Origin of the sequence: Paraburkholderia sp. BL9I2N2, from assembly GCF_004339745.1 — a bacterium.
Classification (GTDB): Bacteria; Pseudomonadota; Gammaproteobacteria; order Burkholderiales; family Burkholderiaceae; genus Paraburkholderia.
This window is the reverse complement of sequence record NZ_SMGP01000002.1, coordinates 532,053-559,033: the sequence shown is the minus strand read 5'-3', so window position 1 is coordinate 559,033 and position 26,981 is coordinate 532,053. Positions and strand designations below refer to the sequence as shown.

Below are 26,981 nucleotides of genomic sequence, written 5' to 3'. Positions count from 1 at the left end.
GCTGTCCGTGAACCACTCGTGACTCAATCAGTGACCGCGTCGTCTGCTTCGTCATCTTTCATCGAACTGCGAAGCGGTTTGCGCATGCCTTGCGTGGAAGCCGGTGAGGGCGAACCGCTGTTGTTCGTGCATGGTTCGCTGTGCGACTACCGCTACTGGCAACCGCAACTCGCGGGCCTGTCGAAGCACTACCGCTGTATCGCGGTGAGTCTCACGCATTACTGGCCGGCGGCCGATACCGAGCCCGGCCTGCCGTTCAGCTGGAGCGCGCATGCAAACGAAGTGGCGGAGTTCGTCGAACGTTTTGGCGTGGGACCGGCGCACGTGGTCGGACATTCGCGTGGCGGTTGTGTGGCGTTTCATTTCGCGCGGCGCCATCCTGAGCATGTACGGACGTTGACGCTAGCCGACCCGGGTGGTCCGTTGCAGATTGCCGGACGCCCGACCGCGCGAATGCCGGAGACGGTCAATGCGTTGCGCGCGAAAGCGGCGCAACTGATCGAAAGCGGGGAAGTGGAGGCCGGCTTGCAATTGTTCGTCGACTCGGTCAGCCGGCCCGGTTTCTGGGCGATGAGCACACCGGGTTTTCGCCGGATGGCGACCGATAATGCGCACACGCTCGCGCGTCAATTCCGCGACCCGCTGCCCGCCTATGTTCCCGAGGAGGCCGCCGAGGTGCGTTGCCCGGTGCTGCTGATCGACGGCGAAAAGAGTCCCGACATGTTTCGCCGTACCGTGGCCGCGCTGCAAGACTGGCTGCCGGATGCGCGCCGCGAAACGGTGCGCGGCGCGTCGCACGGAATGAATCTCGCGCATCCGTCGGCGTTCAATCGCTACGTCGACGAATTCATTCGTTCAGTGAGCGACAGGTGAACGACCAATGAGCGCAATGAACGCGTAATAAACGTGCAATCAATGCACGACGACGCGTTGCCGGGTGGCTCGCGCTCGCGGCGATGATCCGCGGGCTGGCTCGACCCCGGCGACGCATCAAACGCTCGACCTCATGCCTTGCGATGCGCGTCTTTATCGAGCGCGCGTTCCGCCGCTTCGCCCACAAGCCCGTGATAGTAGAGATGCACGCCGATCGCGAGTGAGTCGTTGCGAATTTCGTGGAAGGCTTTCCACGCTTTCACGGGATCTTTGAACAGCAGATAGTGCGCTTCCTGCGCGATCAGATCCGCGACTTCATGCAGGCCGTGACCGTGCAACACGTTCACGAGCGTATCGAGGCTGCGATGCGTGCGCGCGTCGGTGCGCGGGTAGAGCATGTGCAACACCGCCACGTCCTGCGTCTTCAGCGCCGCCGACAACGCGACGACGATGTCCTGGTGATTCAGCGCGGTGACGATGTTCTCGTCGGTGTGGACGTGATCCGGAAACAGCGTTTCGAGAGAGGCGTTCATGTGGTCGTTCCTGTTCTTTTGGCTGATTAAAAAGGCCCGCCGTAGAACGGCGGGCCAAACACAGCGATGTGTTCGCAGGGGAAGCAAAACACGAGTGCAGTATCGCAGATGCACTCGCGCCTCCGCAGCCTGACTGCCGCAAAACATTGTTGCAATAAGCGCTCAACTTTCATTTAGCTGGCAGTGCGTGCAGGCGCCGCGCAGCCGGTTTGCTCGCGCCGCGCCGTTGCGAGTTTCCCGGCGACGTCAAGCCTTGTAAGAGGAAACGCCGGCAACGAATGTTGCGCCAGCCGAGATGCATTGTTGCGGTCAATCATCGCAATTCGAGGGCCGCTGGACCTTAAAATGCCAAGCGGAGCCTGAGCATGCCAAAGCGCCTTTGACGATCGAGCATGCCGGCACGTGTGCGATGTGAAAGTAAAAGGAACGTGTAGATGAACTCGAAGACACACGCAACGCTGAGCTTTTCCGACAGCGACCAAACCATTGATCTGCCGATTTATCAGGGCACGCTCGGACCGGATGTGATCGATATCCGCAAGCTGTATGGCCAGACCGGCAAGTTCACGTATGACCCGGGTTTCATGTCCACGGCGGCATGCAACTCCGAAATTACCTATATCGACGGCGACAAAGGCGAGCTGCTGTACCGCGGTTACCCGATCGACAATCTGGCGCAGAACGCCGACTTCCTCGAAACCTGCTACCTGCTGCTGAAGGGCGAATTGCCGGATGCGAAGCAGAAGGAAGAGTTCGTCAAGACCGTCACGCAGCATACGATGGTGCACGACCAGATGCATTTCTTCTTCCGCGGCTTCCGTCGCGACGCGCACCCGATGGCGATTCTGGTCGCCGCGGTCGGCGCGCTGTCTGCGTTCTATCACGACTCGCTCGACATCAATAATCCGCTGCACCGTGAAATCTCCGCGATCCGCATGATCGCGAAGCTGCCGACGCTGGTGGCCATGGCGTACAAGTACACCGTGGGTCAGCCGTTCGTTTTTCCGAAGAACGACCTGTCGTACAGCGCGAATTTCATGCGCATGATGTTCGCGAACCCGGCCGAAGAGTACAAGGTCAACGACGTGCTGGTGCGGGCACTGGACCGTATCCTGATCCTGCATGCGGACCACGAGCAGAATGCATCGACCTCGACCGTGCGTCTCGCCGGCTCGTCGGGTGCGAATCCGTTCGCGTGTATTGCAGCAGGGATCGCGTGTCTGTGGGGCCCGGCGCATGGCGGCGCGAATGAAGCGGCGCTGAACATGCTGGAAGAAATCGGCTCGGTCGACAACATCCCCGAGTTCATCGCGAAGGTGAAGGACAAGGATTCCGGCGTAAAGCTGATGGGCTTCGGCCACCGCGTCTACAAGAACTACGACCCGCGTGCGAAGCTGATGCGCGAAACCTGCCACGAAGTGCTGGAAGAGTTGGGTCTGCACGACGACCCGCTGTTCAAGCTCGCCATGGCGCTCGAAAAAATCGCGCTGGAAGATGACTACTTCGTGTCGCGCAAGCTGTACCCGAACGTCGACTTCTACTCGGGTATCGTGCAGCGCGCGCTGGGCATTCCGACGGCCATGTTCACGTGTATCTTCGCGATGGCGCGCACGGTCGGCTGGATTGCGCAGTGGAACGAAATGATCGCCGATCCGGAACAGAAGATCGGTCGTCCGCGTCAGCTTTTCGTCGGCGAATCGCAACGCGAAGCCGCGCCGCTGGCGAAGCGCTAAAGCGTCGCGGCGGCCACCCGCCCGACGCCCGCGCGGCGCTCTCACGAGGAGCGCCGCGCCATGGCTCTGCACGTCCTGTGCCACTGAAAAAAAACCGAAACTCCTCTGTGATAAGTTCGTCTGACGCGGACAGACCCTCTACAATCGGAAGCGACTCAGTTAGCAACCGGATGTAGACCGAACGCAAAAGCGTGAACGCAGCAGCGAACCCATAGGAGTGACCCTGATGCAGCAGCCAGAAGCCCTCGGCGGCCTTTCGGGCGGAATCGATCACCGCGAACCCGAGCCGGACGGCGTATTCATCCCGACAGAAAACCTCAATGTCGCCAGCGCCACTCAGCACGTGCTGAAGTCGGGCGATACCTTCATCGTCAACGATCCGCTCGGCGATATCACCGGCCACGACGACGGCCTGTTCGTCAACGACACACGTGTTCTCTCGCAACTGCGCCTCACCTTCGGCGGACGCGCGCCGTCGCTGTTATCGGGCAGCGTCAGCAGCGACAACACGTCGTTCACCGCGCATCTGACCAACCGTCCGTTGCCGCCGCTCGGCGGCGACAGCACGCCCGAAGGCGTGATCCACGTCGAGCGCGTGCGGGTGCTGTCGGGCACCGTGCTCAACGAAGCCATCGAACTCACCAACTACGGCACGAGCGACGCCGTGGTGCCGCTGTCCATCTCGTTCGCCAGCGACTTCCGCGACATGTTCGAGGTGCGCGGCCTGAAGCGCGACAAGCAGGGCCGTGTCGAACCGGCGCGCGTCGAGAATCGGGAAGTGCTGCTCGGCTATGTGGGCCTCGATGACGTGGCGCGCAATGTGCAGATTGCTTTCTCGCCGGAACCGGACAAACTTTTCGCCAACCGCGCCGACTACACCGTCAAGCTGCCGGCCCAGGCCTGCGTGTCGATCTATCTGTCGGTGTCGGTGCAGGTCGTCGCGCAGTCGGACAAACCCAGCGCCGGCGTCTCGCAGCCCACGCATGCGTTGAGCGAAGCGCACCTGTCGCAGATCGACGCGGAGCGCCCGCGTGTCGGCCGCGCTGCCGTGCGTGCCGCGCTCGTCGACGCTCACCTCGTGATGCGCGAGCGCCGCCGCGCCACCGCGCGCGTGCGTTCCAGCAATCCGCTTTTCAATGCATGGATCGACCGCTCGCTCGCCGATCTTGGCCTGCTGACCACGGACCTCGTGACCGGCCCGTATCCGTACGCCGGCATTCCGTGGTTCTCCACGCCGTTCGGCCGCGACGCCGTTATCACGTCGCTGCAGACGCTGTGGCTGCAGCCGCAGTTGGCCGCGGGCGTGCTGCGCTTTCTCGCCGAACATCAGGCGCGTGAGAACTCGCCGTTTCGCGACGCCGCGCCCGGCAAGATCATGCATGAGATGCGCAAAGGCGAAATGGCCGCCACCGGCGAAGTGCCGTTCGCGCTCTATTACGGCGGTGTCGACACCACGCCATTGTTCATCGTGCTGGCGGGCGCCTATGCAGCGCGCACGGCCGACCTCGCGTTGATCGACGAATTGTGGCCGGCGCTAGAGCGCGCGGCGCAGTGGGTCGCGGGCGTGTGCGACAAGAATCGCTTTGGCCTGCTGGACTATCAGCGCGAATCTGACGGCGGTCTGGCGAATCAAGGCTGGAAAGACAGCCATGATTCCGTCTTTCACGCCGACGGCCGCTTCCCGGACGGCCCGATTGCGCTCGTCGAAGTGCAGGCCTATGCGAGCGCCGCCTTCGACACCATGGCTCACTTCGCGAAGCTGCGCGGCTTGCACGACTCGGCGGCTCAATACAGCGAGCGGGCGAAGAAAATCCGTCAGTGCGTCGAAGAAAAGTACTGGATGAAAGAGGCCGGCTTCTACGGCATCGCGCTCGACGGCCACGGCGAACTGTGCCGTGTGATGGCGTCGAACGCCGGCCACTTGCTGGCCTTCGGTTTGCCTTCACGCGAGCGCGGCGAATCGGTGGTGCGCGCGCTCGAATCCACGCTGTTCCACACCGGCTGGGGCGTGCGCACGCTGGCCGCGAGCCAGTCGCGTTTCAACCCCATGGCGTATCACAACGGCTCGGTCTGGCCGCACGACAACGCGCTCTGCGCGCGCGGCCTGTCTCGTTACGGCGGCAAGGCGGCGGCCGTGCGGCTCTTGCAGGCGCTGTTTCAGGCAGCGGTCAATTTCGACATGCGCCTGCCCGAACTCTTCTGCGGCTTCCCACGGCGGCGCGGCGAGCCGCCCACCGCGTATCCGGTCGCCTGTCTGCCGCAGGCGTGGGCAGCGGGTTCGCCGTTCATGATGCTCGAAGCGTGTCTGGGCATCACGATCGACGCCGAGCGGCGCGAAGTGCTGATCGAACAGCCGATGCTGCCCGAAGGCATCGACTGGCTCGAAGTGGGCGATTTGCGGGTGGGCGACGCCTCGGTGTCGATCACGTTCCGCCGCATCGGCGACAAGGTCGTCGCCTCGGCGGAGCAGGGCGACGTGCGAGTGGTCGCGCTTCTTTAAACAAGCGTCGAAAGCACGCTGGAACTGCTGTTGGATGCGAGGTGCCGGGTGGTAACATTTGTTGTCATCCTTATCGACCGTTCGCCCGGTACATCCGCATGCCAGACAGTTTCGACCAGCTCGCCGCCCTGATCCGGGCGCGCTTTTCCGAACTGAGTCCGCAGTTCCAGATGGGAGCGGGTTTTCTGCTCGACCATCCCGACGAGGTTGCGGTCTCGTCCATGCGCAAAGTGGCGGAACGGGCGCAGGTGCAACCGGCTTCGCTGGTACGCCTGTCGCAGCAACTCGGTTTCCCCGGTTGGAACGAATTGCGCAACCTGTTCGTCGCGCGCGTGCGCACGCGGCCCGAGCCGCTTACGAGCCGCGCGCGTTCGCTCGTCAAATCGAAAGACGCGCTGGCGAACGATCTACTCGTCGCTCAACAACACAATCTCGAGGTCACCGCCGCGCATAACGGCCGTGTAATCGTGGAAGCCGCGCGTCTGTTGCGGCGCGCGCCGCATGTGCACGTGGCCGGCTTCCGCTCCTGTTACGCGGTCGCATTCGGCCTCGTGTACGGTTACCGGCTGTTCCGTTCCTCGGTGTCCTTGCTCAACGGTGAAGCCGGCACGCTGGAAATGCAGTTGCGCACGATCGAGCGCGACAGCGCCACCATCGTGATCAGCTTCGCGCCGTACTCGGTGGAAGCCGCGCGCGTAGCTGAAGCCGCGCTGGAAAAGGGCAGCAAGCTGATTGCCATCACCGACAGCGCTGTATCGCCGATCGCCTTGAACGCCGACAAGGTGCTGATCTTTTCACACGAGAGTCCGTCGTTCTTTCCGTCGCTGGTGGCGGCTACGGCGTTGGCCGAGTCGCTGGTCGCGCATCTGCTTGCGCTGGAAGGCGCGGATGCGGTCGAACAACTCGCCATCGCCGAGCAGTCGCTGCACGCGAAGGGCGCGTACGTGCCTTGAACATTCCCGTCTGAATCGAGCGGAGATCGTGCGCGACGCAGCTCCGCTCCATCTGGTTCGGCGTTGCGCTGTTTGACAACAAATGTTGTTTTAACGTATAAATACGTACCGATTGTTGAATGGGTGCGAATGGTGGCGTCGAAGCAGGGTTTGAGTCTTTTGCAGGTGAGCGGCGAGCCGTATGACATCGGCTACCAGTTAGGTGAGTTCGCGCGTCCGGTTTTCGGCGACTACATGAAACAGAGCGGCGCATGGCAGGCGGTTCGGCGCTGGCGCGGCACTCGGTTCGTGCAGGAACTGCGCGACGCGGCGCAGGCGCATTACCCGGCGCTGCTCGCTGAGCTCGACGGCATGGCGGCGGGCCTCGGCTGGCCGGGGGAAGACGTGTTTCTCTGGAACTGCCGCGGCGAACTGATTCACAACGCGCCGGACGGTTGCACCACGTTGGCGGCGGTCGTTGGCGACACGCGCTTCATCGCGCATAACGAAGACGGCGATCCGTTTCTGCGCGAGCGTTGCGCGCTGGTCGAGGTTCAGCCGGCCGGCAAGCCTGGCTTCGTGAGTTTCTATTACCCCGGATCGCTGCCGGGGCACACCTTTGCCGTGAGCCGCGCCGGCGTCGTGCAGGCGATCAACAATTTGCGCATTCGCACGCCCGTTGCCGGCGTGCCGCGCATGATCCTCGCGCGTGCCGTACTCGATGCGGCTTCGCTCGACGAAGCGTTGCACATTCTGCGCGACACGCCGGCCGCGAGCGGCTTTCATCACACGCTCGGCTGTGCGGGCGACGCGCGCATCTTCAGCGTCGAAGCAAGCGCGCAGCGATGTTCCGTGCAAACCGTGCCGCACCTCTACGGCCACGCGAACCACATGATTCATCGCGGCTGCGAAGCCGAAGCGCAAATCGTCACGGATTCCTCGCGAGACCGTCAATTGCGCGTGGAGGCCTTGTTGCCCGCGATAGCCCACCCGTTGCAACCCGCCGCCTTGCTCGACGTCTTACACGATCGCGCGCCCTCGGGCTTGCCGATCTACCGCGACGATCCGCTCGATCCGGACGACGAAAACACGCTCGCCACCGCGCTCTTCGACATCGGCATTGCCGGTGTGTCGATGAAAGTCTACCGGCAAGGGCAGTGCGCATTCGACACCTTCATCGCCCGCGCGGCATCTGAACAAGCCGGCGCCTAAGCGCTTGCCGAAACCACAGGAACCGAACACCATGACCACCGTTTTTCATCGCTCGCCGAAACAGTCGCTGCCGGTCGCCGTCGCGGGCGACGGCATCGAGATCATCGATTCCACCGGCAAGCGCTATATCGACGCGTCCGGCGGCGCCGCCGTCTCGTGTCTCGGCCATAGCAACCAGCGCGTGATCGACGCGATCAAACGGCAGTCGCAGCAGTTGCCGTACGCGCACACGTCGTTCTTCACCACCGCGCCCGCCGAAGAACTCGCCGACCGCCTGGTGGCGAACGCGCCGCAAGGGCTCGAACATGTGTACTTCGTGTCCGGCGGATCGGAGGCGATCGAGGCGGCGCTGAAACTCGCGCGCCAGTATTTCGTTGAGAAGGGCGAGCCGCAGCGCCGTCATTTCATCGCGCGTCGCCAGAGTTATCACGGCAATACGCTGGGCGCGCTGGCGATCGGCGGCAATGCGTGGCGCCGCGAGCCGTTCCTGCCGATCCTGATCGAAGCGCATCACGTGAGTCCGTGTTACGCGTACCGCGAGCAACGTGCCGACGAAACGGAAGAGGCCTTCGCGCAGCGTCTCGCCGACGAACTGGAGCAGAAGATTCTGGAACTCGGCGCGGACACGGTCGCCGCCTTCGTCGCGGAAACCGTGGTCGGCGCGACGGCCGGCGCCGTGCCGCCGGTGCGCGAGTACTTCCGCAAGATTCGCGCGGTGTGCGATCGCTACGGCGTCCTGCTGATTCTCGACGAGATCATGTCGGGCATGGGCCGCACCGGCTACCTGTATGCCTGCGAGGAAGACGGCGTCGCGCCGGATATCCTGACCATCGCCAAAGGGCTCGGCGCCGGCTATCAACCGATCGGCGCGACGCTCGTGAGCGAGCGGATTTATCAGGCGATCGTCGGCGGCTCGGGGTTCTTTCAGCATGGCCATACCTACATCGGCCACGCCACCGCCTGCGCGGCGGCGCTCGAAGTGCAACGCGTGATCGAGGAAGACAAGCTGCTGCCCAACGTGCTGGCGCGCGGCGAACAGTTGCGTGGCCGGCTGCGCGAGCACTACGCGCAACATCCGCATATCGGCGACGTGCGCGGACGCGGGCTGTTCGTCGGCGTCGAACTGGTCAAGGACCGCGCCAGCAAAACGCCGTTCGACGCCGGCCGCAAGCTGCACGCGGCAATCCGGCGCGAGGCGTTCGCGCGTGGTTTGATGGTGTATCCCATGGGCGGCACGGTCGACGGCCAGATCGGCGATCATGTGCTGCTGGCGCCGCCGTTCATCTGCACCGAGCGCGACATCGACGAAATCGTCAGCCGGTTCACGGATGCGGTTAGCGGCGCGCTGTTGTCCACCATCTGAGACCTACGACACCACCACGACTTGCGAGAACGATGATGACCGAGCGTTTGCCTCACTTCGACCTGTCCGACGCCACGCCCGAACAGAGAACGGTGCTCGACGAAATTCTGTCCGGCCCGCGCGGCAATCTGAACGGGCCGTTCCTTGGCTGGATTCATAGCCCGGAACTGGCTCAGCAGGCGCAGCGCCTGGGCGCGTTCTGCCGCTATCGGACGGGTTTGCCGCTGCGCCTGTCGGAGCTGGCGATCCTGGTGACCGCGGCGCGCTGGCAGGCGCAGGCGGAGTGGTACATCCACTATCCGATCGCGCTGCAAGCCGGCGTGTCCGAAGCGGACGCCGAAACGATTCGCCACGGAGAGCGCCCGGATTTCGCGGACGCCGACGACGCGTTGATTCACGACTTCGCGGGCGAGCTGTACGACACGAAGCGCGTTTCGGACGCGATCTATGCGAAGGCGGTCGAACGCTTCGGGCATCAGGTGGTGATCAACCTGGTGGGCCTGCTCGGCTATTACGCGTTGGTGGCAATGACGCTGAACGTGTTTGGCATGCGCGCGGTGGGGCAGGAGAGCTTGCCGTTCGCTGAGTAGTGCGGGCGGCATGGCGGCGCAGCTGTGCGATTGGCGATTGCGTGGGCGGACGGTGCGGGAGCGGACTGGGGCGCGGCCCGCAATGGCGTAATCAGTCTTGATGCGCGGCCAGCTTCGGCATCGAACGCCGCCTCTTTTACAACGCATTCGCCCAACTTTCCGCCACGCAATACAAAGCAAAGCGCCCCGTTGCGAACTTCGCAATGGGGCGCTTTTCCTTTTTGCTGCGACACCGCCAACCGCGCGGTTTACCGGCTTACTGACCGCGATACGTCGAGAACAGGCGTTGCTGCACGGAGTCCCGCGCGCCGGCATCCGACGAAGCTGCCTTCACGCCGCCAACGTCCTGCGAGCCCTGCGCCTCGGCGGCCACTGTCGTAGCGTTTTGCGGCACGGCCTTCGGATAGTCGGTGTCGTTCTGATTCAGAAGGCCCGCTTTTTGCGCGGCAACCAGCTCAGCGCGCACTTGTGCGCGGGTCACCGGACCATTGGCCTGCTGGGCGAACGAAACAGCCGGGACGATAAGCGCGGATGCAATAACGACTGCGGAAATAAGCGATTTCATGATGACCTCCTGGATTCGATTGTTGATGTGATTGGTTCAATGCTGCGGTGCCGAACCGTTGAAACCAGTCTATTTCCTACGAGGTCAGTGAAAAAGCCGCTTTCGGAGGAAAGATTATTACTGTTATCGAGATAATTGCTGGGATGGCTTCTCTTTTGATCGATTGCCGGCGTCGTCACGACGCTGGCACACGGAAGCGCCTATGATGAAGTTCGGTCCACGCCCGCGCCCGCAGTGGTGCGCGACACTCGCGACCGATGCCGAAACCGCAAATCCTGGGCTGGACCGTTGCGGTGGGCATCAGATTCGGTCGTGCCGCGCGCGAAGCAGGCACAAACAGGAGAGAGCGATGAAGCGCAAGGCATCAGCAGTCTGGCAAGGCGGCCTGCAAGACGGCAAGGGCTCGATTTCCACCGACAGCGGCGTCCTCAAGGAGACCCAATACTCGTTTTCGACACGCTTCGCGGACGGCATCGGCACGAACCCGGAAGAGCTGATTGCGGCTGCGCATGCGGGATGTTTCTCGATGGCGCTGTCGGCGGAACTGGGCAAGGCCGGCATCACGCCCGAGCGCATCGGCACGACGGCCACCGTCACGCTCGATAAGGACGGCGGCGGTTTCGCGATCACCGCGGTGCATCTCGACGTGGCCGTGAAAATCCCCGGCGGCGACAAAGCCGCCTTCGAGAAGGCGACCGCCGACGCCAAGGCCGGTTGCCCGGTGTCGAAAGTGCTGAAAGCCACGATCACGATGGACGCGAAGCTCGAAACCTGAGTCGAGTTTTTGCTGGTCATCTAGCAGCGATTAAACCGGCGCACGGGTCAAGCCCGGCGCCGGTTTTTGTGTACTCGCCTTGGTTAGAGATGCCGATGCCGCTACAACTGCGCCTTCTTGCAGCGCGACGAAGCCGGCTTGGCGCGAAGACGAGGCCACTCGATTCGGCCCGGTCTCAGACACGGCTCATCTAAGCGTTTTCCCCTCGGCCTGCTGAACGGTATGAATTGCGGCGGGCGTCCCTTTGACCCGGCTTCTCACGAGCTTGTCGAGGTCGAAAGTGGAAGTCTTGCCGACGCTCGGCAGACAATCGCGCACCCATGTGTCCGCCGTGGCATGGCCCGCGTGTCGCAAGGCTCGGAAGAATTCGATGGAGGGCGTGTTCTTCGATGCCGCGCCGATCTCGTCCATGAAGCGGTCGGCGCGAATCACATGAAAGCGCTTGGGCGTGTAGGCCTTTCCGCGGTGAACGAGGCCTGGGTTTTCAGCGGCGAGTTCGTTGATCAACTGGATCTGACGGACTTCCGTGACCCACGACGCGCCGAAGCTGACTTCGTTGATCCGGTTGTTGATCTCGCTGGGGCGCTCAGGCGGGCCATGTTTCGTACAGAGCGGATCGATGAGAACGCTCAGAATGTCGTCGACCCACTCGACGAGCGGCGCGAGCGCCGGATTGGCCATGTACCCGCCGTCCCAATAGAACTCGCCGCCTATTTGCACCGCCTCGAAGAGCGTGGGAAAGCATGCGGAGGCCATCAGCGCCTTCGCCGAAATTTCGCCGGGTTCGAAGATGCGCAATGCGGTCAGGTTGACGTTGGTCGCCGCCACGTAGAGCCTGGGCACGGCGCCCTTCGGGTCATTGACGACCCCGAAGTCCGGAATCACGGTTTCCATGATCGAGCCAAGGGAATTGGTCAGCCATGGCATCGCATACGGAGAGGCAAACGGCTGGAGCATGCTTTGCGCGAGTATCGCCGGATTGAGATCGACATTCCAGCGCTCGGGAGACTTCAGCAGATCCTTGGGGAAGTTAAAGAACGGCTGCCACTTCGAACTGGCGCCGACCAGCGTCCAGAGTTGTTCGAGCGACCGTTTGGCATCGGTCGGACTTCTGCTTAGGCCGTATGTGCAGGCCGCGGCGTTGAGCGCTCCGCCGCTCGCGCCGCTGATCGCGAGAATCGAGAGTGTCCCGTGCTCGACTTCGTCCAGCAACCGGTCGAGTACACCCCACGTGAACGCCGCGTGCGCGCCGCCGCCCTGGAGGGCAAGACCGATCGTGGGAACGTCTTTTGTCGTTGCCATTCTGACCTCCGTTGTGCGGTCGCCCAGCAGTCGTCGAACTCATAGGGGAAAACGAAAGTGCCGACGCGGTTTTAACCGTTGTACTGCACTGCACGATTTTCCGCCATGCCGCCGGCGCTCCGCGCCTTCGTGCTTTCGTGCCGCGCCCTACGGAAACTCGTCTTGCTTTATTGAACGGTTAGTCATAATATCCGCTGCATGAAGCAATCAGGCGATTCGAAACAATCCGCGAAGAAAGCCGGCGAGGTCTGCTCTCGGGGCCGGCCGCGCGAGTTCGACACGGACACGGTATTGGCGAGCGCGAGCCAGGTGTTCTGGAACCACGGCTACCACGCCACCTCGATCGACGACCTGTGCAAAGCCACCGGCCTGTTGCGCGGCAGTCTTTACGGCGTATTCGGCGACAAGCACGGCATCATGCTGGCCGCGCTGGATCACTACGCGGAAGGTTCGGTCGCGCGGCTCGCCGAGCGGCTGAATGCGCCGGTGCCGCCGGAAGAGGCGCTGCGCAACGCTTTGCTGCATTACGCGCGGGTCGCGTGCGCGCTGACCGGCGAACGCAGCTGCCTCATCACCAACACCACGCTGGAAATGCAGCCCGGCGACGAAGAACTGCGCACGCGCGTCGCCGCGATTCAGCGCCGCATGGCCACGCTGCTGGCGGCGTCGGTGATTCGCGGCCAGGCGAGCGGCGCGTTCAACTCCACACTCGACGAAAAAGCCGTCGGCGATTTCCTCCTCTGCGTGATGCAAGGTCTGCGCGTGCTGGGGCGGGTCGCTCATCAGGAAGATGCGCTGATAGGAATCGTGGACGTCGCCATGCGCGCGCTCGTCTAAATTTTTTTGCCGAATTTTTGAACGATCAGTCATGAACAGCGAAGCGATCAAGTCCGCTCCGGCGGCATTCGTTGGACCCCAAGGCGCCGCAGCTTCAGCGGTGACCTGTCCTGGCGCCGCGGCCGCGAGCATGGCAACGGGCGTGGCAACTGGCGTGGTAGCAGCGGTCGACAAGGCTCAGCCGCGTTTCGAACGGCAGGGCCTTGCGTTGGCGGTGCTGTTCGTCGGCGCCTTCCTCGCACCGCTCGATTACTTCATCGTCAATCTCGCGCTGCCCTCGATTCACACCGGCCTGAACGCCAGCGACGCGCAATTGCAACTCGTCGTTTCCGCCTATGCGTCGGCGTACGCGGTGCTGCTGATCACGGGCGGGCGGCTCGGCGACCTGTTCGGCCGTCGCCGCATGTTCATGACGGGCATGGCGGCGTTCGTGGTCGCCTCGGCGCTGTGCGGCTTCGCGACCAGCGGACACATGCTGGTGATCTCGCGGATCGTGCAGGGTATCGCGGCCGCCGTGATGGCGCCGCAGGTGCTCGCGACGATTCGCGCGGTCGTGCCGCTGCATCAGCAGACCAAGGTGATGAGCCTGTATGGCTTCGTGTTCGGCTTGTCGTCGATCGTCGGCCAGTTGGGCGGTGGTGCGCTGATCACGTATCACCCGTTCGGGCTCGACTGGCGCATCATCTTTCTGATCAACATTCCGATCGGTATTGCCGCGTTTGTCGGCACGTGGAAGTTCGTGCCGGAGAATCAGCCGGCCACGCGCACCGGCATCGACGTGAAGGGCGTGGCGCTGCTGTCCGCCGTGCTGCTGCTGGTCATCTACCCGATGACGCACGGCCGCGAAGCCGGCTGGCCGGCGTGGACCTTCGTGATGTTCGCGCTTGCCGTCCCGGCATTCGCGCTCTTCGTGATGACCGAGCAGCGCGTCGAGCGCCGCGGCGGCCATCCGCTGGTGGACCTGCAATTGTTCCGCAACCGGGCCTTCGCGTTAGGGCTGGTGCTCGCGTTCCTGTTCTACTGCAATAGCGCGTTTTTCCTGACCTACGGGATCTTCCTGCAAACCGGCTTGCACTGGACGCCGCTCGCATCCGGCATGGCGATCATGCCGTTCGCGATCGGTTTCGTGGTCGGGCCGCTGACCTCGCCGGCGGTGGTCAAGCGCATCGGCGGCCATGTGCTCACGCTCGGTTTTTCGATGATGACGGTCGGCTTCACGGTCACCGGCTGGTCCGCCACCCAGTCGGCCACGCCGGATCTGCTGTTCTATTGCGGCCTGGTGTGCGCGGGCGTCGGACATGGTTTGCTGCTGCCGTCGATCATGCGCATCGTGTTGCTGGAGGTCGTGCCGGAGAAGGCCGGGCTTGCTTCAGGCGTGGTGTCGTCGACGCTGCAGATCGGCTCCGCATTCGGCACGGCGGCCATCAGCGGCGCGTTCTTCGGCGCGATCGGCGGCCGCGCGGCACCAAGCGATTACGCGCACGCGTTCCAGGTCAGCCTCGCAATCAATGCACTGCTGATGTTCGTGTGCATTGGCCTGAGCGTGCTGCTCGTGCGGCATCAGCAAATCGCGCTGCGCCGCTCGGCGCAGCCGGTTTGAAAATCCGGAAGCGGGAATCGTTTTCAACAAAGCTATCGGAAATTATTAGGCGTTTTTTTTAAACAAGGCCGATTTTAAGCATGGCGCATTTACCGGTGAGTTAGTCATTCACAGGTAATTTCGCTTGTGGCGACTCAGAATAAACCCTGAATGGTTCTGGTCGGGGCATTAGATATGACGAAAGACGTTCGTATTTTCTGCTGTCCGCCGGCAGTTCGCCGCTGTAAGTTTTGCGATCGTGCACTGCCGCATGAAGGGGCGGCCTGGCGGGGCATTGAAGGGTTTTCCCGGTTTTGCCCATCGATAGCTCGAGGGTGGAAGCAATTCCACTGTCGATGAAAACGGTATCAATAAAAAGCACTTGCGGCGATTAATTTCGATTGTTAATCTTGGCAAACTTTTTAGCGTTTTCCTTCAGCAGGTCTAAAGTCGAAAAACCCGGCGCAATGACTTAAATACCGCACAACGGTTCCGTAGGGGGATGAATATGCTGACCGCTACCATTGACGCATTCCAGACACCGCCAGCCGCCCAGTTCAATGTCGGCGACGTCGTCACATTGAAGGAAGGGGGCTCGCGCATGACGGTAACGTATGCAGGCCCAGTGGCGCTCAACCCCGGCGACTGGCTGATATGCGAATGGTTCGACGAACACGGCGAATTGCGCCGCGAGATGTTTTCACCCGCGAGCGTGCGCACCGAGCCGCGCTCGATTCCCGCCGGTTCCGTTCTGTGGAACCGCATGAGCCGCGCGGCCTGAACAGCCCGCGTGGTCGGCCGGTGCTCCGGCCGGCCAGTCCGTTTTGTGCTTCATCCACGCCACACCAGATTCACTTCTCCGAGCGATCCCGCGTGCTTGCGCGTCGTTGCACGCGCACCAGCAGCGCGGACGAAAACGCTCGCATCCTCACGAGCTTGCGCGTCTCCACGATCTCGCCCGCGATGTTCTTCGGCGGGTTTGGTTGCAACGCCCAATAGAGCGCGAGCAGCCAGCCGAACACGGTCCAGCCGAGGCATGCATTGAAGAGCGCGAGCGTCAGCACGTCATGACGCTTGCGCCGGTCCGCCACCAGGGCCGGCAGAAAATACAGCGCCAGTGTCAGCACCGCGGCGATGGCCTGCACGACGACGTTGCCCTCCATGAAGCGGCTCCCGATACGCGACCTATGCCGCAATTGTCGCGCGATTGTTTTGTTTGCGTAAGCTCGCCGCAAAGGTTGCATGCCGTTCGTGAGACGGCTGCGACGGGCAGTCGCCCTGGTCGTTCACCAAGCCGATGCGCGGCGAGGGGTTCAGCCAATCCCGCATCGGGTCTATCATGATCGTTTCGACAGAACAGATCCCCACGGACCGCCATCATGATCTCCGACGATACCCAGCAGGCCCAACGCATCAACCCCGAGACGCTACGCGAATTCGTGGACCGCAAGTGGAACGACGAGATCGTGCCCGCGCTGACGGACTACATCGCCGTGCCGGCCAAGAGTCCGGCGTTCGATCCCGAGTGGGTCAAGCACGGCTATCTGGAGCGCGTGATCACCGACGCGGCGCAATGGGCCGAACAGCAGCCGGTGCGCGGCCTGAAACTCGAAATCATTCGCTTGCCGGGCCGCACGCCGGTGATCTTCTTCGAGTCGGCGGCGACCCGTTCGGGCAGCGAGGAAACCATTGTGCTGTACGGCCATCTCGACAAGCAACCCGAGTTCGACGGCTGGCGCAACGACCTCGGGCCGTGGACGCCCAAGCTCGAGAACGACAAGCTCTACGGCCGTGGCGGCGCCGACGACGGCTACGCGATCTACGCGAGCATCACCGCACTTGCCGCGCTGGATGCGCAAGGCGTCGAGCGTCCGCGTTGCGTCGGTCTGATCGAAACCTGCGAGGAGTCGGGCAGCTACGATCTGCTGCCGTACGTCGATGCGCTGCGCGAGCGGCTCGGCAAGGTGGGTCTGGTCGTGTGCCTGGATTCGGGCGCGGGCAACTATGATCAACTGTGGCTCACCACCTCGCTGCGTGGACTGGTCGCCGGCGACCTCGAAGTGCAGGTGCTCGACGAAGGCATTCACTCGGGCGGCTATGGCGGCATCGCGCCGTCGAGCTTCCGCATCATGCGGCAACTGTTCGACCGTCTCGAAGACTCCGCCAACGGCACGCTATTGCCGAAGGGTTTTCACGTCGATATCCCGGCGGACCGTCTGCGCGAAGCGGAAGCCACCGCCCAGATTCTCGGCGACGACGTCTGGAAGAAGCTGCCGTGGGCCTGCGGCCAGGACGGCCGTCAGGTGCTGCCCACCACCACCGATCCGAAGGAGGCCTTGCTCAATTCGACGTGGCGTCCGTCGCTGTCGGTAACCGGCGCGGCCGGCTTGCCCGCGTTGGCCGATGCCGGCAACGTGCTGCGTCCGCGCACGGCGTTCAAGCTGTCGCTGCGTCTGCCGCCGATGATCGAGGCGGAGAAGGCCGTCGCCGAACTGAAGGCGCTGCTCGAACTGGATCCGCCGTACAACGCCAAGGTGACGTTCAAGCCTGACGCCGGCGCGGCAAGCGGCTGGAGCGCGCCCGACCTCGCCCCGTGGCTTGCCACGGCGCTCAACGACGCGTCGCGCCAGCACTACGGTGCCGACGTCGCCTATATGGGGCAGGGCGGCACCATCCCGCTCATGAACGTGTTGAAGGCGGGCTTCCCGAAATCACAGTTCATGGTCTGCGGCGTGCTCGGACCGAAGTCGAATGCGCACGGGCCGAACGAGTTCCTGCACGTGCCGTACGGCAAGAAGCTCACGGCCGCGGTCGCCGAGGTGATCGCCGCCGCGCCTTGAGCCATCTCTTCGACCGTCGTTTGCCCTGAACCCGTCACGTCCGCCGACACTGTGAATGACCGATAACTCGACCGCTCAACTCGCCACGCCCCGGATTCCGGCCGATCAATTGCATGCCTATGTGAGAGCGATCTGGGAAAAGGCGGGCAGCACGCCACGCGAAGCGGAGTTGGTCGCCGATCATCTGGTGGCGGCGAATCTGACCGGTCACGACTCGCATGGCGTGGGGATGATTCCGCGCTATGTGGCGTCGCTCGCCGACGGCGAGCTTCAGTTGAACCTGCATGCCGACGTGGTGAAAGACGCGGGCGCCGTGCTCACGGTCGAAGGCGGCCGAGGCTTCGGCCAGGTGGTGGCGTTCGAGGCCATGGAGCAGGGCATCGAACGCGCCAAACGCATCGGCATCTGCGCGGTCGGCTTGCGCGGCGCGCATCACATCGGGCGCATCGGTCATTGGGCCGAACAGTGCGCGCGTGCCGGTCTCGTGTCGTTCCATTTCGTCAACGTGGCGGGCGATCCGCTCGTCGCGCCGTTCGGCGGCGCCGACCGGCGCATTGGCACGAACCCGTTTTGCGCCGCTTATCCGCGGCCCGGCAAGCCGCCGCTCGTGCTCGACTTCGCGACCAGCACGGTCGCGTATGGCAAGACGCGCGTCGCCTATAACCAGGGCAAGCAGGTGCAACCCGGCGCGCTGATCGATCACGAGGGCCGCGCCACGCTCGAACCCAAAGTCATGCACGAAGCGCCGTTCGGTTCGCTGACGCCGTTCGGCGGGCACAAGGGCTTCGGGCTCGCGGCCCTGTGCGAGATCTTCGGCGGCGCGCTGTCGGGCGGCTTTACCACGCACTCGACCACGCTCGGCACGACCAACGCGATCATCAACTGCATGCTGTCGGTGATCATCGATCCGGCCGCGTTCGACGCGCCCGATGCGCAAGCCGAAGCCGACGCGTTCATCGACTGGGTGAAGGCATCGCCGCTCGCATCGGGCGTCGACCGTATCTATGAGCCCGGCGAACCCGAGCGCGTGACGCGCGCGCAACGCGAGGCCGAGGGTATTCCCGTGGACGCGGCCACGTGGGCGCAGATTCTCGCCGCGGCGCTGGCCGTCGGGATGAGCGCGGAAGAAGCCGGCCACTGGTCCGCGCGTTTGCAATAAGACGCTGATGCAAAGGCGCGGCGCGCGGTGGGCCGCCCGCGTTTTATCATGCGAAGCGGATACACCGTCTGCTAGCCCACCAATCAGAGAAAAAACCATTCGTCGCTGATTATTTTCGATTGCATTTTCTAATCGGCGACTATTTCTTTCTTTTTTCGATCCGGCAAGAAATTCAATCCCGGCGCGGGCGCATATTGATTGCTGCCGCGTGCCTTTTTGTGGGTCAATTTTCGCCCATCTTCGGTGCGCAAGCGTTTGCGTGCGCGCCACATGCCATCGACCTTCCTCTTTCCCGCAGAGCGCCTGCTGGCGGGCTTTTGAACGCGGCTTGCATTCATCTGTTGGTTACCCCGCTCCCATCCGATTCCGGTCTGCTTTAGGCTCGCATTGCAATACCAGTGTTTAACCTTAAAAGGACCGTTCAAAATGAATCTGCATAACCACCACGCCTGCCGCCCGTTCCTCGAAGCCGGCAATCTTTCGCAAATTTCGGCTTACTACGAAGAAGGCCGCAACGTCATGTGGATGATGTTGCGGGCGCAGCCGCGTCCCTGTTTCAATCTCGATCTGGTCCATGACATCCTGGAACTCGCGCAGGCAGCACGAGAGTCGGGATTGCCGATCGATTTCTGGGTCACCGGTTCGTTGATTCCGACCATGTACAACGTCGGCGGCGATCTGGATTTCTTCGCGGATGCGATCCGCGCCGGCAAGCGTCAGGCGCTCATGGCTTATGCACGGGCTTGTGTGGATTGCGTGCATGCGGCGTCACGGGGATTCGACACGGGGGCGATTTCGATCGCGATGGTGGAAGGCACGGCACTCGGCGGGGGCTTCGAGGCAGCGCTCGCGCATCATTTTCTGCTCGCGCAGAACGACGCACGCATGGGCTTCCCGGAGATCGCGTTTAACCTGTTCCCGGGCATGGGCGGTTATTCACTGGTGGCGCGCAAGGCCGGCATGCGGCTCGCGGAGGAGCTGATCGGCGTCGGCGAATCGCACACGGCCGAATGGCACTACGGCAAAGGTCTGGTCGATCAGCTGTTTGAACCGGGCGAAGCCTATATGGCGACCCGTACTTTCATCGACACGCTCAAGCCGAAAATGAACGGCATCCGGGCGATGCTGCGGGCGCGCCAGCGCGTGCTGCAACTCTCGCGCGCCGAGCTGATGGAAATCACCGAGGATTGGGTCGACGCCGCCTTCACGATCGAGGAGAAGGATCTCGCCTTCATGGAGCGGCTGGTGATGCTGCAGAACCGCCGTACCTCGAACCTGCGCCAGACGGCCAGCGCGGCCAATTTCGGCTGAATTGACCTGGGTTCGAACACAGTAAGCCGTAAGGGGGGCGGTCCGGAAGCTCAGGCGATCAGCCTGAGCTTCTGTCTATCCTGCAACCAGCGTTCGAATTCAGCCGTCGGCATGGCCTGGCCGTACAGGAAGCCCTGCACGTAATCCACGCCCAAGCCCTTCATGAACACTTCTTCCGATTCGGTCTCGATCCCTTCGGCGACCACCTTGAAATTCAATTCCTGCGCGACGGCCACCATGGAGCGCACCAGTGCCTGCGCTTTGGTGTCGGCGTTGATCGAGCGCACGAAGCTGCGGTCGAGCTTGATGACGTCGAGCGGAATCCGGCCAAGCTGCGACAGCGACGAATAACCCGTGCCGAAATCGTCCAGATGAACCTGCGCGCCGAGCTGGCGGAACTGCTTGATCAGATCGATCGCGGCTGTTTCGTCTTCGATCAGGCAGCTCTCGGTCAGTTCGAGATCGATCAGGCAGGGATCGAGATTGGCGGCCTGCAGCGCCTCGCTGAAATGGCGGACCACGGCCGTATCGACCAGTTGCCGCGCCGATACGTTGATCGCGATGCGCAGGTTGTAGCCGTCCGCCTTCCATTTGGCGGCCTGTTTCGCGGCCGTTACCATGACCCAGCGACCGAGCACGCCGATCAGCCCGGACTCTTCCGCGTAACGGATGAACTCGGCGGGCATGATCTGCCCGCGCTCCGGCGAATTCCAGCGCACCAGCGCTTCGACGCCTTGCACCACGCCGGTGGCGAGCGACAGTTTCGGCTGGTAGTGCAGCGTCAGCTGGCCCTCTTCGAGGCCGCGCCGCAGGTTGGTGTCGAGCCACATATACTCGGCGACCCGGCGGTTCATTTCCGGCGAGAACACGCGGTGCGTGCGCTTGCCTTCGTCCTTGGCGACGTACATGGCCGTGTCGGCCGAACGGATCAGTGACTCGAGGCTGTCGCCGTGTTCCGGATACAGCGCGATGCCGATCGAGCAACCCGTGTAGACCTCCACGAGCCCGAGGGCGAACGGCGTGCGCATGCGCTCGAGAATGCGTTGCGCGGTGGTTTCGAGTTGGTGCGCCGTACCCTTGGCCGCGAGCACGATAAATTCATCACCGCCCAGGCGCGCGAGCGTATCGCCTTCATTCAGACACTCGCTGATGGCCGACGACACGTCGCGGATCAGGCGGTCGCCGAATACGTGGCCGTAGTGGTCGTTGACCTTCTTGAAGTTGTCCAGATCGAGGAACAGCACGCCGACCGCTTCGCCCGGCGCGGCGTCTTCGATGGCGGTGCGGATTTTGTCCTGGATCGCGTTGCGGTTCGCGAGCCCGGTGAGCGAGTCGGTGTTCGCCAGTTCGGTGAGGCGTTCCTGCGCGAGCCGTTCCTCGGTGATGTCGGTGCCTGAGCAGATCAGGAATTGCTCCTCGACGCCGCTGCCGCTGTGGACGAACTTGTTGCGGAACAGAAAGAGCCGTTCGCCATGCACCGTCTTGACGCGCCGCTCGACTTCGTACGACACGCCGCGATTGAAGAAGCCTGCAATGTTCTGGCTGGAGGCCGCGCCGTCTTCGGTGGACATGAACAACGCCCATACGTTGCGGCCGATGATGTTCTCTTCCTTGACGCCCGTGAGTTCTTCGGCAAGACGGTTGAAGCGTTGTATTCGGCCATGCCGGTCGACGATCACGACGACCGAATTCACTTCGGACACGACCTGCTCGGCGAACGAGAGGCCGTGAACCAGATCGCGGGCGACGGATTCCGTGTCGTCATAGGCCGAGGCGGTGCCGGCCCAGCTGTTGCTGCTGAGCTTTTTGCCGACCAGATGCAAACGCAGCGGTTCGCCGAACAGCCGCACGTCGAGGACGAGATGCGAGGTCACGCCGGTGAGGCAGCGGATTTGCGAGGCCTGCTGAGGATTCAGCGGAATGGCGACATTGGCCGGCACGTCGCCGGTGACGGGCGTGAGTTCTAGCGCGTTGCTGTCGTTCGACAGACGCCAGCATGGGCTGCTTGTGCCGAACTGGGCATAAAGCACCTGCTCGTGTTGGTCGTCGTTCATGAGATCCCCGGGCGGTGTGTGCCGGTGGCCGCCGTGAAGGCGGAGTCGGCAAACAGTCTTCATCATACTTAAGACTGTCCCCATTGTAGCGAAGCGATTGGAATTAGGGCTTATAAAGATTAACGGTCAGTAAGACTTCCATCTTTAGGGCTTTTTCAGGTGCTTTTTTACGTGCTCTTTCCCGCGCTCTTCCCGTCAGGCACAGGTGATTTACGGCAACCCGCGCACATTCTAAACAGCTAAAACCGTCGCGCCAGCCACGCGCGAGCCTTTTCCCTTTCGACGGGAACCGCTTCCAGCGACGGTTCGAACCAGAAAGTCCCTGACACGAGCGTGGCCACTACAACGCCGTCGCGATACAGAATCCGGTTTCCCGTGACAGCGGGCACACGTTCGCCGACCAGCAAAGTGCCCGCGAGATTCAACGGATCGGTCCCGGCGACACACACAAAAGCACCGTCGTTCGCATGCCGCCGCACTTCTCGCAGCACGGGAATCGCTTCGGGCAGAGCAAATTGTTCGCCGGCGAGACCATTCACGAAGCGCCCGCCGCGAATCACGCCACGCGCTTCGAGCCGCTGAAAAACCCGCAGCAGGTCTCGCCACGGCGGCAGCCATTCGGCCTCGCGTTCGAGCAGACGCCAGAACACCACGCCATAACGGCGCAACAGCGTCAGCGCGACATGTTCCAGCACTTCGGGTGGGAACTGCCGGCGGCGCTCCGGCACGGTCTCTGATGCCGCAGCAGCGCTGGGCCGGCTGACCAGCGCCCAGCGTCCGGCGTCGTCCATGCCGCCGATCAGCGCACTCGAGCGCGCGCGCCGGTTGCTGGAAAACGCGTTGCGTTTGGCGACGGGCTTCAGCAAGGCGCGCAAGCCGGCAAAACTGTCCGAATTCACGAGCCCCGCGGCCACCAACTCGCCCAGCGCGCTCTCCAATTCCATACGCAATACGCGAACTTCGGCGAGCAATTCATCGAAGAACATTGCCCCGTGTTGCACGAGCGTGTCATGCACGCTTTGCGCGCGCGCCGACAACTCCGGCTGCTTCGACGGATCGAGCAACGCGCTCCACACGCGGACCTGCGCGCGTGGCAACAGCACGATCGGCGTACTGCGGACCGGCCCGGTGGCGCCGCGCGCGCGTTCCGTCAGGCGGGTCCAGACTATTTTGCCGGCGCGGCATAGTTCGTCGAGCGAAGTATTCGCGTAGGCCTTCACGCGCGTGGGCAGGATGTCTTCCTCCCATGCGCCCGCCGCGGCCTGGTAGCCTTCGAGCTGTTCGAGGACCGCGGCCAGCGCGTCGCGCCCCTCGCTGCGCGTGTCCGGCGTCAGATGCTGCCACTCGAACAGAAAGCGCATGAAGTCGTGCCGTTCCACCGGCTCGATTTCGCGCCGCAGGCGTTTCACCGTGTAGCGGTGTATCCGCGCGAGCAGGTGCCGTTCACACCATTCTTCCTCGGCGGCTTGCGGCGTGAAGCGGCCGCGCATCACGTAGCCTTCGGCTTCGAGGCGCGTGAGGCTCTGTTCGACCGATGCCGCCGGCAACTTCAGCGCTTCAGCGATCGCGCCGACCGGCAACGGGCCAAAACCGGTCAGGCGCGCACGGAGCACGTCGAGCAGGGCGTCGTCGGCGTTCCAGGTCTCCGTGTAGCCTTTCGGCGCGGCAACGGGCGGCGCCAAGCGGGCGTCGGGAAAGAGCGACTGAAAACAGGTCAGGCGTTCGACAGGCAGCCACACGGCCGAGTCGCCGGCCAGTTGCAGGCGAGTGGCGCGGCCGGATTCGGCCAGCGACGCGAGCCATGCCGGCCAGCCTTCGTTGCGCCGCGCTTCGGCCTCGGTGATACAGGCGAGGCCGCTCAACGCTTCGTGCATCTCGTCGGCGTTGCGCGCCTGCGGCCATGCTTCGTCGCGCACGCTGTCGATGGCTTCGGCATCGAGCGCGCCGAGATCATCGGCGCTCGACGGGTCGGTCCAGCGGCGGTTCAGCACGGCTTGCGTGCGGCGCTCCTCGATTGGCGCGTCGTCGAGATAGGCGTACGGTTTGGCGTTGAGGATTTCGGCGGCGAGCGGCGAGGGCGCCGGCAAATCGCGCGCGACCAGTTGCACGTCGCCCTGTTCGATACGGCGCAGCAGCGCGAGCCAGCGTTCGCTGTCCATCGCGTCGTGCAAACAGTCGTCGACGGTTTGGTCCACTAACGGATGATGCGGCAGTTCGCGTTCGCCGACGACGTTCTCCAGACACGCAGCCTGCTCGGGAAACACGTTCGCCAGCAAATCTTCGCTGCGCATGCGCTGCAATTGCGGCGCGGTTTTGCGCCCGCCGGTGTAACGCGGCAGACCGAGCGCGGTGGTCGCGTTCCAGCGCCAGCGCACGCCGAACAGCGGCGCATCGAGCAGCGCCTGAATCAGCAGATGCTCGGCGCTGTTCGAATGCAGATAGCGCCACACGTCGTCGAGCACAAAGGAATGGCTGCCGGTCAGCGACAGCACGATCGCGTCCTCGGTGGCTGCCGCTTGCAGCTCGAAGTTGAAGGTCCGGCAAAAGCGCTTGCGCAGCGCGAGGCCCCACGCGCGGTTGACCCGGCTGCCGAACGGCGCATGAATGACGAGCTGGGTGCCGCCGGATTCGTCGAAGAAACGTTCCATGACCAGCGTGTTTTGCGTGGGCAGCACGCTGAGCGCGGCGCGCGCGCGGGCAAGATAGTCGACGATCTGGCGCGCGGCGGCTTCGTCGAGATGGAGGTTGTCGACGAGCCAGTCGATCGCGTGGTCGATGCGGGCGGGGAGCGTTTCGACCTCGGTGCCGGTCGTGTCCGTCAAACCGGCCGCCGTTCCCACGCCATCTAGAAGACGCCCAATCTGTTCGCGCAATCGCGCGACGCCGAACGACAGTTCGTCGCTGCGCCCCGGCGCCTCGCCGAGCCAGAAAGGAATATTCGGCGGCTGGCCTTGCGCGTCTTCCACGCGCACGCGCCCGCTTTCGATCCGCAGAATCCGGTACGACGCGTTGCCGAGTTGAAACACGTCGCCAGCCAGACTTTCGACGGCGAAATCCTCGTTGACGGTGCCGATATTGATCGCCTGCGGTTCGAGCACGACGGCATAGTCGGCGTTCTCGGGAATCGTGCCGCCCGACGTGACGGCGACCAGCTTGCCGCCGCGCCGGCCGCGCAGCGTGCCGCTCACGACGTCGCGATGAACATAGGCGCCGCGCGGACCGTTGCGGCTCGTGTAGCCTTCGGCGAGCATGCGCAGCACGGCGTCGAATTGTTCGCGTTCGAGGTCCGCGTACGGCGCCGCGCGCCGCATCAGCTCGAACAGCGCGTCCTCGCTCCATTCCGCGCTCGACACTTCCGCGACGATCTGCTGGGCGAGCACATCGAGCGGCGCGCGCGGAATCCGCAGCGCGTCGAGTTCGCCGCGTCGCACGCAATCGAGCAGCGCGGCGCATTCGATCAGATCGTCGCGCGAATTCGGAAACAGCCTGCCTTTCGGCATGCCGCCCACATGATGGCCCGAGCGTCCGACGCGTTGCAGGAACGGTGCGATCGCGCGCGGCGAACCCATCTGGCAGACCAGGTCGACGTCGCCGATATCGATGCCGAGTTCCAGCGAAGCGGTGGCGATCAGCACCCGCAAATCGCCGCGTTTCAGGCGCTGCTCGGCGTCGAAACGATGCTCCTTGGCGAGACTGCCGTGATGCGCGGCGACCACGTCCTTGCCCAGCCGCTCGGTCAGATGACGCGCGGCGCGCTCGGCCATGCGGCGCGTGTTGACGAAAATCAGCGTGGTGCGGTGCATCGCCACCAGCTCGGCGAGACGGTCGTAGACGCGCTCCCATACCTCGTTGGGCATCACCGCTTCGAGCGGCACGGGCGGGATTTCGAGCGCGAGGTCCCGTTCGCGGATATGACCCACGTCGATGATTGCGCAATCGGCGGGAATGCCGCTGTCGATGCCGCCGCCGCCCACCAGAAAGCGCGCGACCGCGCTTACCGGCTTTTGCGTCGCCGACAGGCCGATACGCGGCAAGCGCCGCTGGCATAGCGCGTCGAGCCGCTCGAGGCTGAGGGCGAGATGGCTGCCGCGCTTGCTGCCGGCGAGCGCGTGAATTTCGTCGACGATCACCGTGCGCACGGTCGAAAGCATGCGGCGGCCGGAGTCCGAACCGAGCAGCACGTAAAGCGATTCCGGTGTCGTCACGAGAATATGCGGCGCGCGCTTCTTCAACGCGTTGCGTTCCTGCTGCGTGGTGTCGCCGGTGCGCACGGCGGTGCGGATATCCAGCGGCGGCAAGCCGCTCGCGTCGAGTTCCGCGGCGATGCCTTGCAGCGGCAGTTGCAGATTGAGGCGGATGTCGTTGGAGAGCGCCTTCAGCGGCGACACGTAGACCACCAGCGTTTCGTCCGGCAATGCGCCGCCGTTGGCGAGGCCTTGCTGGACCAGATCGTCGAGCGCGGACAGGAAGGCGGTGAGCGTCTTGCCCGAACCCGTCGGCGCGGCCACCAGCGTGGAGCGGCCACGGCGAATCTGCGGCCACGCGGCGGCTTGCGCGGCGGTCGGCGCGGGGAAGGTCTTGAGGAACCAGCTCGCGACAGCCGGATGGAAATCGGCGAGCGCGCCGGCCGTCGAGAGCCCGATGGCGGGTGTCGCGACGGATGCATTGGCGGACGCCGCGCCCAAGGCGGCGGTAGTGGAAGCCGAAGTCATGCTCGCGTAGATGGGGGCGGGGCGTGCCATATCCAGAGGGCGCCGAAGGCAACCGGTTGCAAGGATCAGGAACCAGTCTGGCAGGTTTCCACGCGTTTTGCCGAGCGCTAC

General features: G+C 63.6%; 21 protein-coding genes. 14 read left to right on the top strand and 7 right to left on the bottom strand.

Annotated features, from left to right (window positions below):
* The first annotated feature begins 84 nt into the window (after positions 1–84).
* Complete coding sequence (locus B0G74_RS24405) at positions 85–873, top strand: alpha/beta hydrolase (protein ID WP_132379338.1); 789 nt, start codon at positions 85–87, stop codon at positions 871–873.
* Between the two features lie 131 nt (positions 874–1,004).
* Here the strand turns inward: B0G74_RS24405 and B0G74_RS24400 are convergent, their stop codons facing one another.
* On the bottom strand, positions 1,005–1,406 hold the full coding sequence (locus tag B0G74_RS24400) for a hypothetical protein (protein ID WP_132377429.1): 402 nt from the start codon (positions 1,404–1,406) through the stop codon (positions 1,005–1,007).
* A gap of 434 nt (positions 1,407–1,840) precedes the next feature.
* Between B0G74_RS24400 and gltA the strand changes: the two genes are divergently transcribed.
* The 6 genes from gltA to B0G74_RS24370 all read left to right on the top strand — a co-directional run bounded on the left by gltA (position 1,841) and on the right by B0G74_RS24370 (position 9,736).
* Entirely contained in the window at positions 1,841–3,139 is a 1,299-nt protein-coding gene (gltA, locus tag B0G74_RS24395) for a citrate synthase (protein WP_132377428.1), read from the top strand.
* Between the two features lie 226 nt (positions 3,140–3,365).
* Positions 3,366–5,639: an amylo-alpha-1,6-glucosidase gene (locus B0G74_RS24390; protein WP_132377427.1), complete on the top strand. Its 2,274-nt coding sequence runs from the start codon at positions 3,366–3,368 to the stop codon at positions 5,637–5,639.
* Between the two features lie 98 nt (positions 5,640–5,737).
* Positions 5,738–6,592, top strand: coding sequence for an SIS domain-containing protein (locus B0G74_RS24385; RefSeq protein ID WP_012427335.1), 855 nt, complete (start codon positions 5,738–5,740; stop codon positions 6,590–6,592).
* 129 nt (positions 6,593–6,721) lie between these two features.
* On the top strand, positions 6,722–7,783 hold the full coding sequence (locus B0G74_RS24380) for a C45 family peptidase (RefSeq protein WP_132377426.1): 1,062 nt from the start codon (positions 6,722–6,724) through the stop codon (positions 7,781–7,783).
* Positions 7,784–7,814: 31 nt separating this feature from the next.
* Positions 7,815–9,146 (top strand): aspartate aminotransferase family protein, encoded by a 1,332-nt coding sequence (locus B0G74_RS24375; RefSeq protein WP_132377425.1) that lies wholly within the window; start codon positions 7,815–7,817, stop codon positions 9,144–9,146.
* Between the two features lie 35 nt (positions 9,147–9,181).
* A complete protein-coding gene (locus B0G74_RS24370) occupies positions 9,182–9,736 on the top strand; it encodes a carboxymuconolactone decarboxylase family protein (protein WP_132377424.1) in 555 nt (184 codons plus the stop codon).
* Positions 9,737–9,992: 256 nt separating this feature from the next.
* On the opposite strand, the gene B0G74_RS24365 is transcribed toward B0G74_RS24370, so the two are convergent.
* Positions 9,993–10,301, bottom strand: coding sequence for a DUF4148 domain-containing protein (locus B0G74_RS24365; RefSeq protein WP_132377423.1), 309 nt, complete (start codon positions 10,299–10,301; stop codon positions 9,993–9,995).
* 349 nt (positions 10,302–10,650) lie between these two features.
* Here B0G74_RS24365 and B0G74_RS24360 point away from each other — a divergent pair, with 349 nt between their 5' ends.
* Complete coding sequence (locus B0G74_RS24360) at positions 10,651–11,076, top strand: OsmC family protein (protein WP_132377422.1); 426 nt, start codon at positions 10,651–10,653, stop codon at positions 11,074–11,076.
* Between the two features lie 186 nt (positions 11,077–11,262).
* Here the strand turns inward: B0G74_RS24360 and B0G74_RS24355 are convergent, their stop codons facing one another.
* Positions 11,263–12,378 (bottom strand): patatin-like phospholipase family protein, encoded by a 1,116-nt coding sequence (locus tag B0G74_RS24355; protein WP_132377421.1) that lies wholly within the window; start codon positions 12,376–12,378, stop codon positions 11,263–11,265.
* Between the two features lie 198 nt (positions 12,379–12,576).
* Here B0G74_RS24355 and B0G74_RS24350 point away from each other — a divergent pair, with 198 nt between their 5' ends.
* The 3 genes from B0G74_RS24350 to B0G74_RS24340 all read left to right on the top strand — a co-directional run bounded on the left by B0G74_RS24350 (position 12,577) and on the right by B0G74_RS24340 (position 15,575).
* Positions 12,577–13,215: a TetR/AcrR family transcriptional regulator gene (locus B0G74_RS24350; protein ID WP_132377420.1), complete on the top strand. Its 639-nt coding sequence runs from the start codon at positions 12,577–12,579 to the stop codon at positions 13,213–13,215.
* A gap of 31 nt (positions 13,216–13,246) precedes the next feature.
* On the top strand, positions 13,247–14,815 hold the full coding sequence (locus B0G74_RS24345) for an MFS transporter (RefSeq protein ID WP_132377419.1): 1,569 nt from the start codon (positions 13,247–13,249) through the stop codon (positions 14,813–14,815).
* A gap of 487 nt (positions 14,816–15,302) precedes the next feature.
* Positions 15,303–15,575: a YodC family protein gene (locus B0G74_RS24340; RefSeq protein WP_132377418.1), complete on the top strand. Its 273-nt coding sequence runs from the start codon at positions 15,303–15,305 to the stop codon at positions 15,573–15,575.
* 70 nt (positions 15,576–15,645) lie between these two features.
* Here B0G74_RS24340 and B0G74_RS24335 read toward each other — a convergent pair whose 3' ends face one another.
* Complete coding sequence (locus B0G74_RS24335; protein ID WP_132377417.1) at positions 15,646–15,957, bottom strand: superinfection immunity protein; 312 nt, start codon at positions 15,955–15,957, stop codon at positions 15,646–15,648.
* 216 nt (positions 15,958–16,173) lie between these two features.
* On the opposite strand from B0G74_RS24335, the gene B0G74_RS24330 reads away from it, so the two are divergent.
* Positions 16,174–17,634, top strand: coding sequence for a M20 family metallopeptidase (locus tag B0G74_RS24330; RefSeq protein WP_132377416.1), 1,461 nt, complete (start codon positions 16,174–16,176; stop codon positions 17,632–17,634).
* A 55-nt stretch (positions 17,635–17,689) separates the two neighbouring features.
* On the top strand, positions 17,690–18,793 hold the full coding sequence (locus B0G74_RS24325; RefSeq protein ID WP_132377415.1) for a malate/lactate/ureidoglycolate dehydrogenase: 1,104 nt from the start codon (positions 17,690–17,692) through the stop codon (positions 18,791–18,793).
* 128 nt (positions 18,794–18,921) lie between these two features.
* On the opposite strand, the gene B0G74_RS24320 is transcribed toward B0G74_RS24325, so the two are convergent.
* A complete protein-coding gene (locus B0G74_RS24320; protein WP_132377414.1) occupies positions 18,922–19,218 on the bottom strand; it encodes a hypothetical protein in 297 nt (98 codons plus the stop codon).
* Between the two features lies 1 nt (position 19,219).
* Between B0G74_RS24320 and B0G74_RS24315 the strand changes: the two genes are divergently transcribed.
* A complete protein-coding gene (locus B0G74_RS24315) occupies positions 19,220–20,104 on the top strand; it encodes a crotonase/enoyl-CoA hydratase family protein (protein WP_132377413.1) in 885 nt (294 codons plus the stop codon).
* Between the two features lie 50 nt (positions 20,105–20,154).
* Here the strand turns inward: B0G74_RS24315 and pdeR are convergent, their stop codons facing one another.
* Both pdeR and B0G74_RS24305 read right to left on the bottom strand, forming a co-directional pair.
* Positions 20,155–22,158 carry a cyclic di-GMP phosphodiesterase gene (gene pdeR, locus B0G74_RS24310; protein WP_132377412.1) on the bottom strand — a complete coding sequence of 668 codons (2,004 nt, stop codon included), beginning with the start codon at positions 22,156–22,158 and terminating at the stop codon, positions 20,155–20,157.
* A gap of 239 nt (positions 22,159–22,397) precedes the next feature.
* The gene (locus tag B0G74_RS24305) at positions 22,398–26,900 is read right to left on the bottom strand and encodes a DEAD/DEAH box helicase (RefSeq protein ID WP_132377411.1); all 4,503 of its coding nucleotides are present in this window, start codon (positions 26,898–26,900) and stop codon (positions 22,398–22,400) included.
* Between the last annotated feature and the right edge of the window lie 81 nt (positions 26,901–26,981).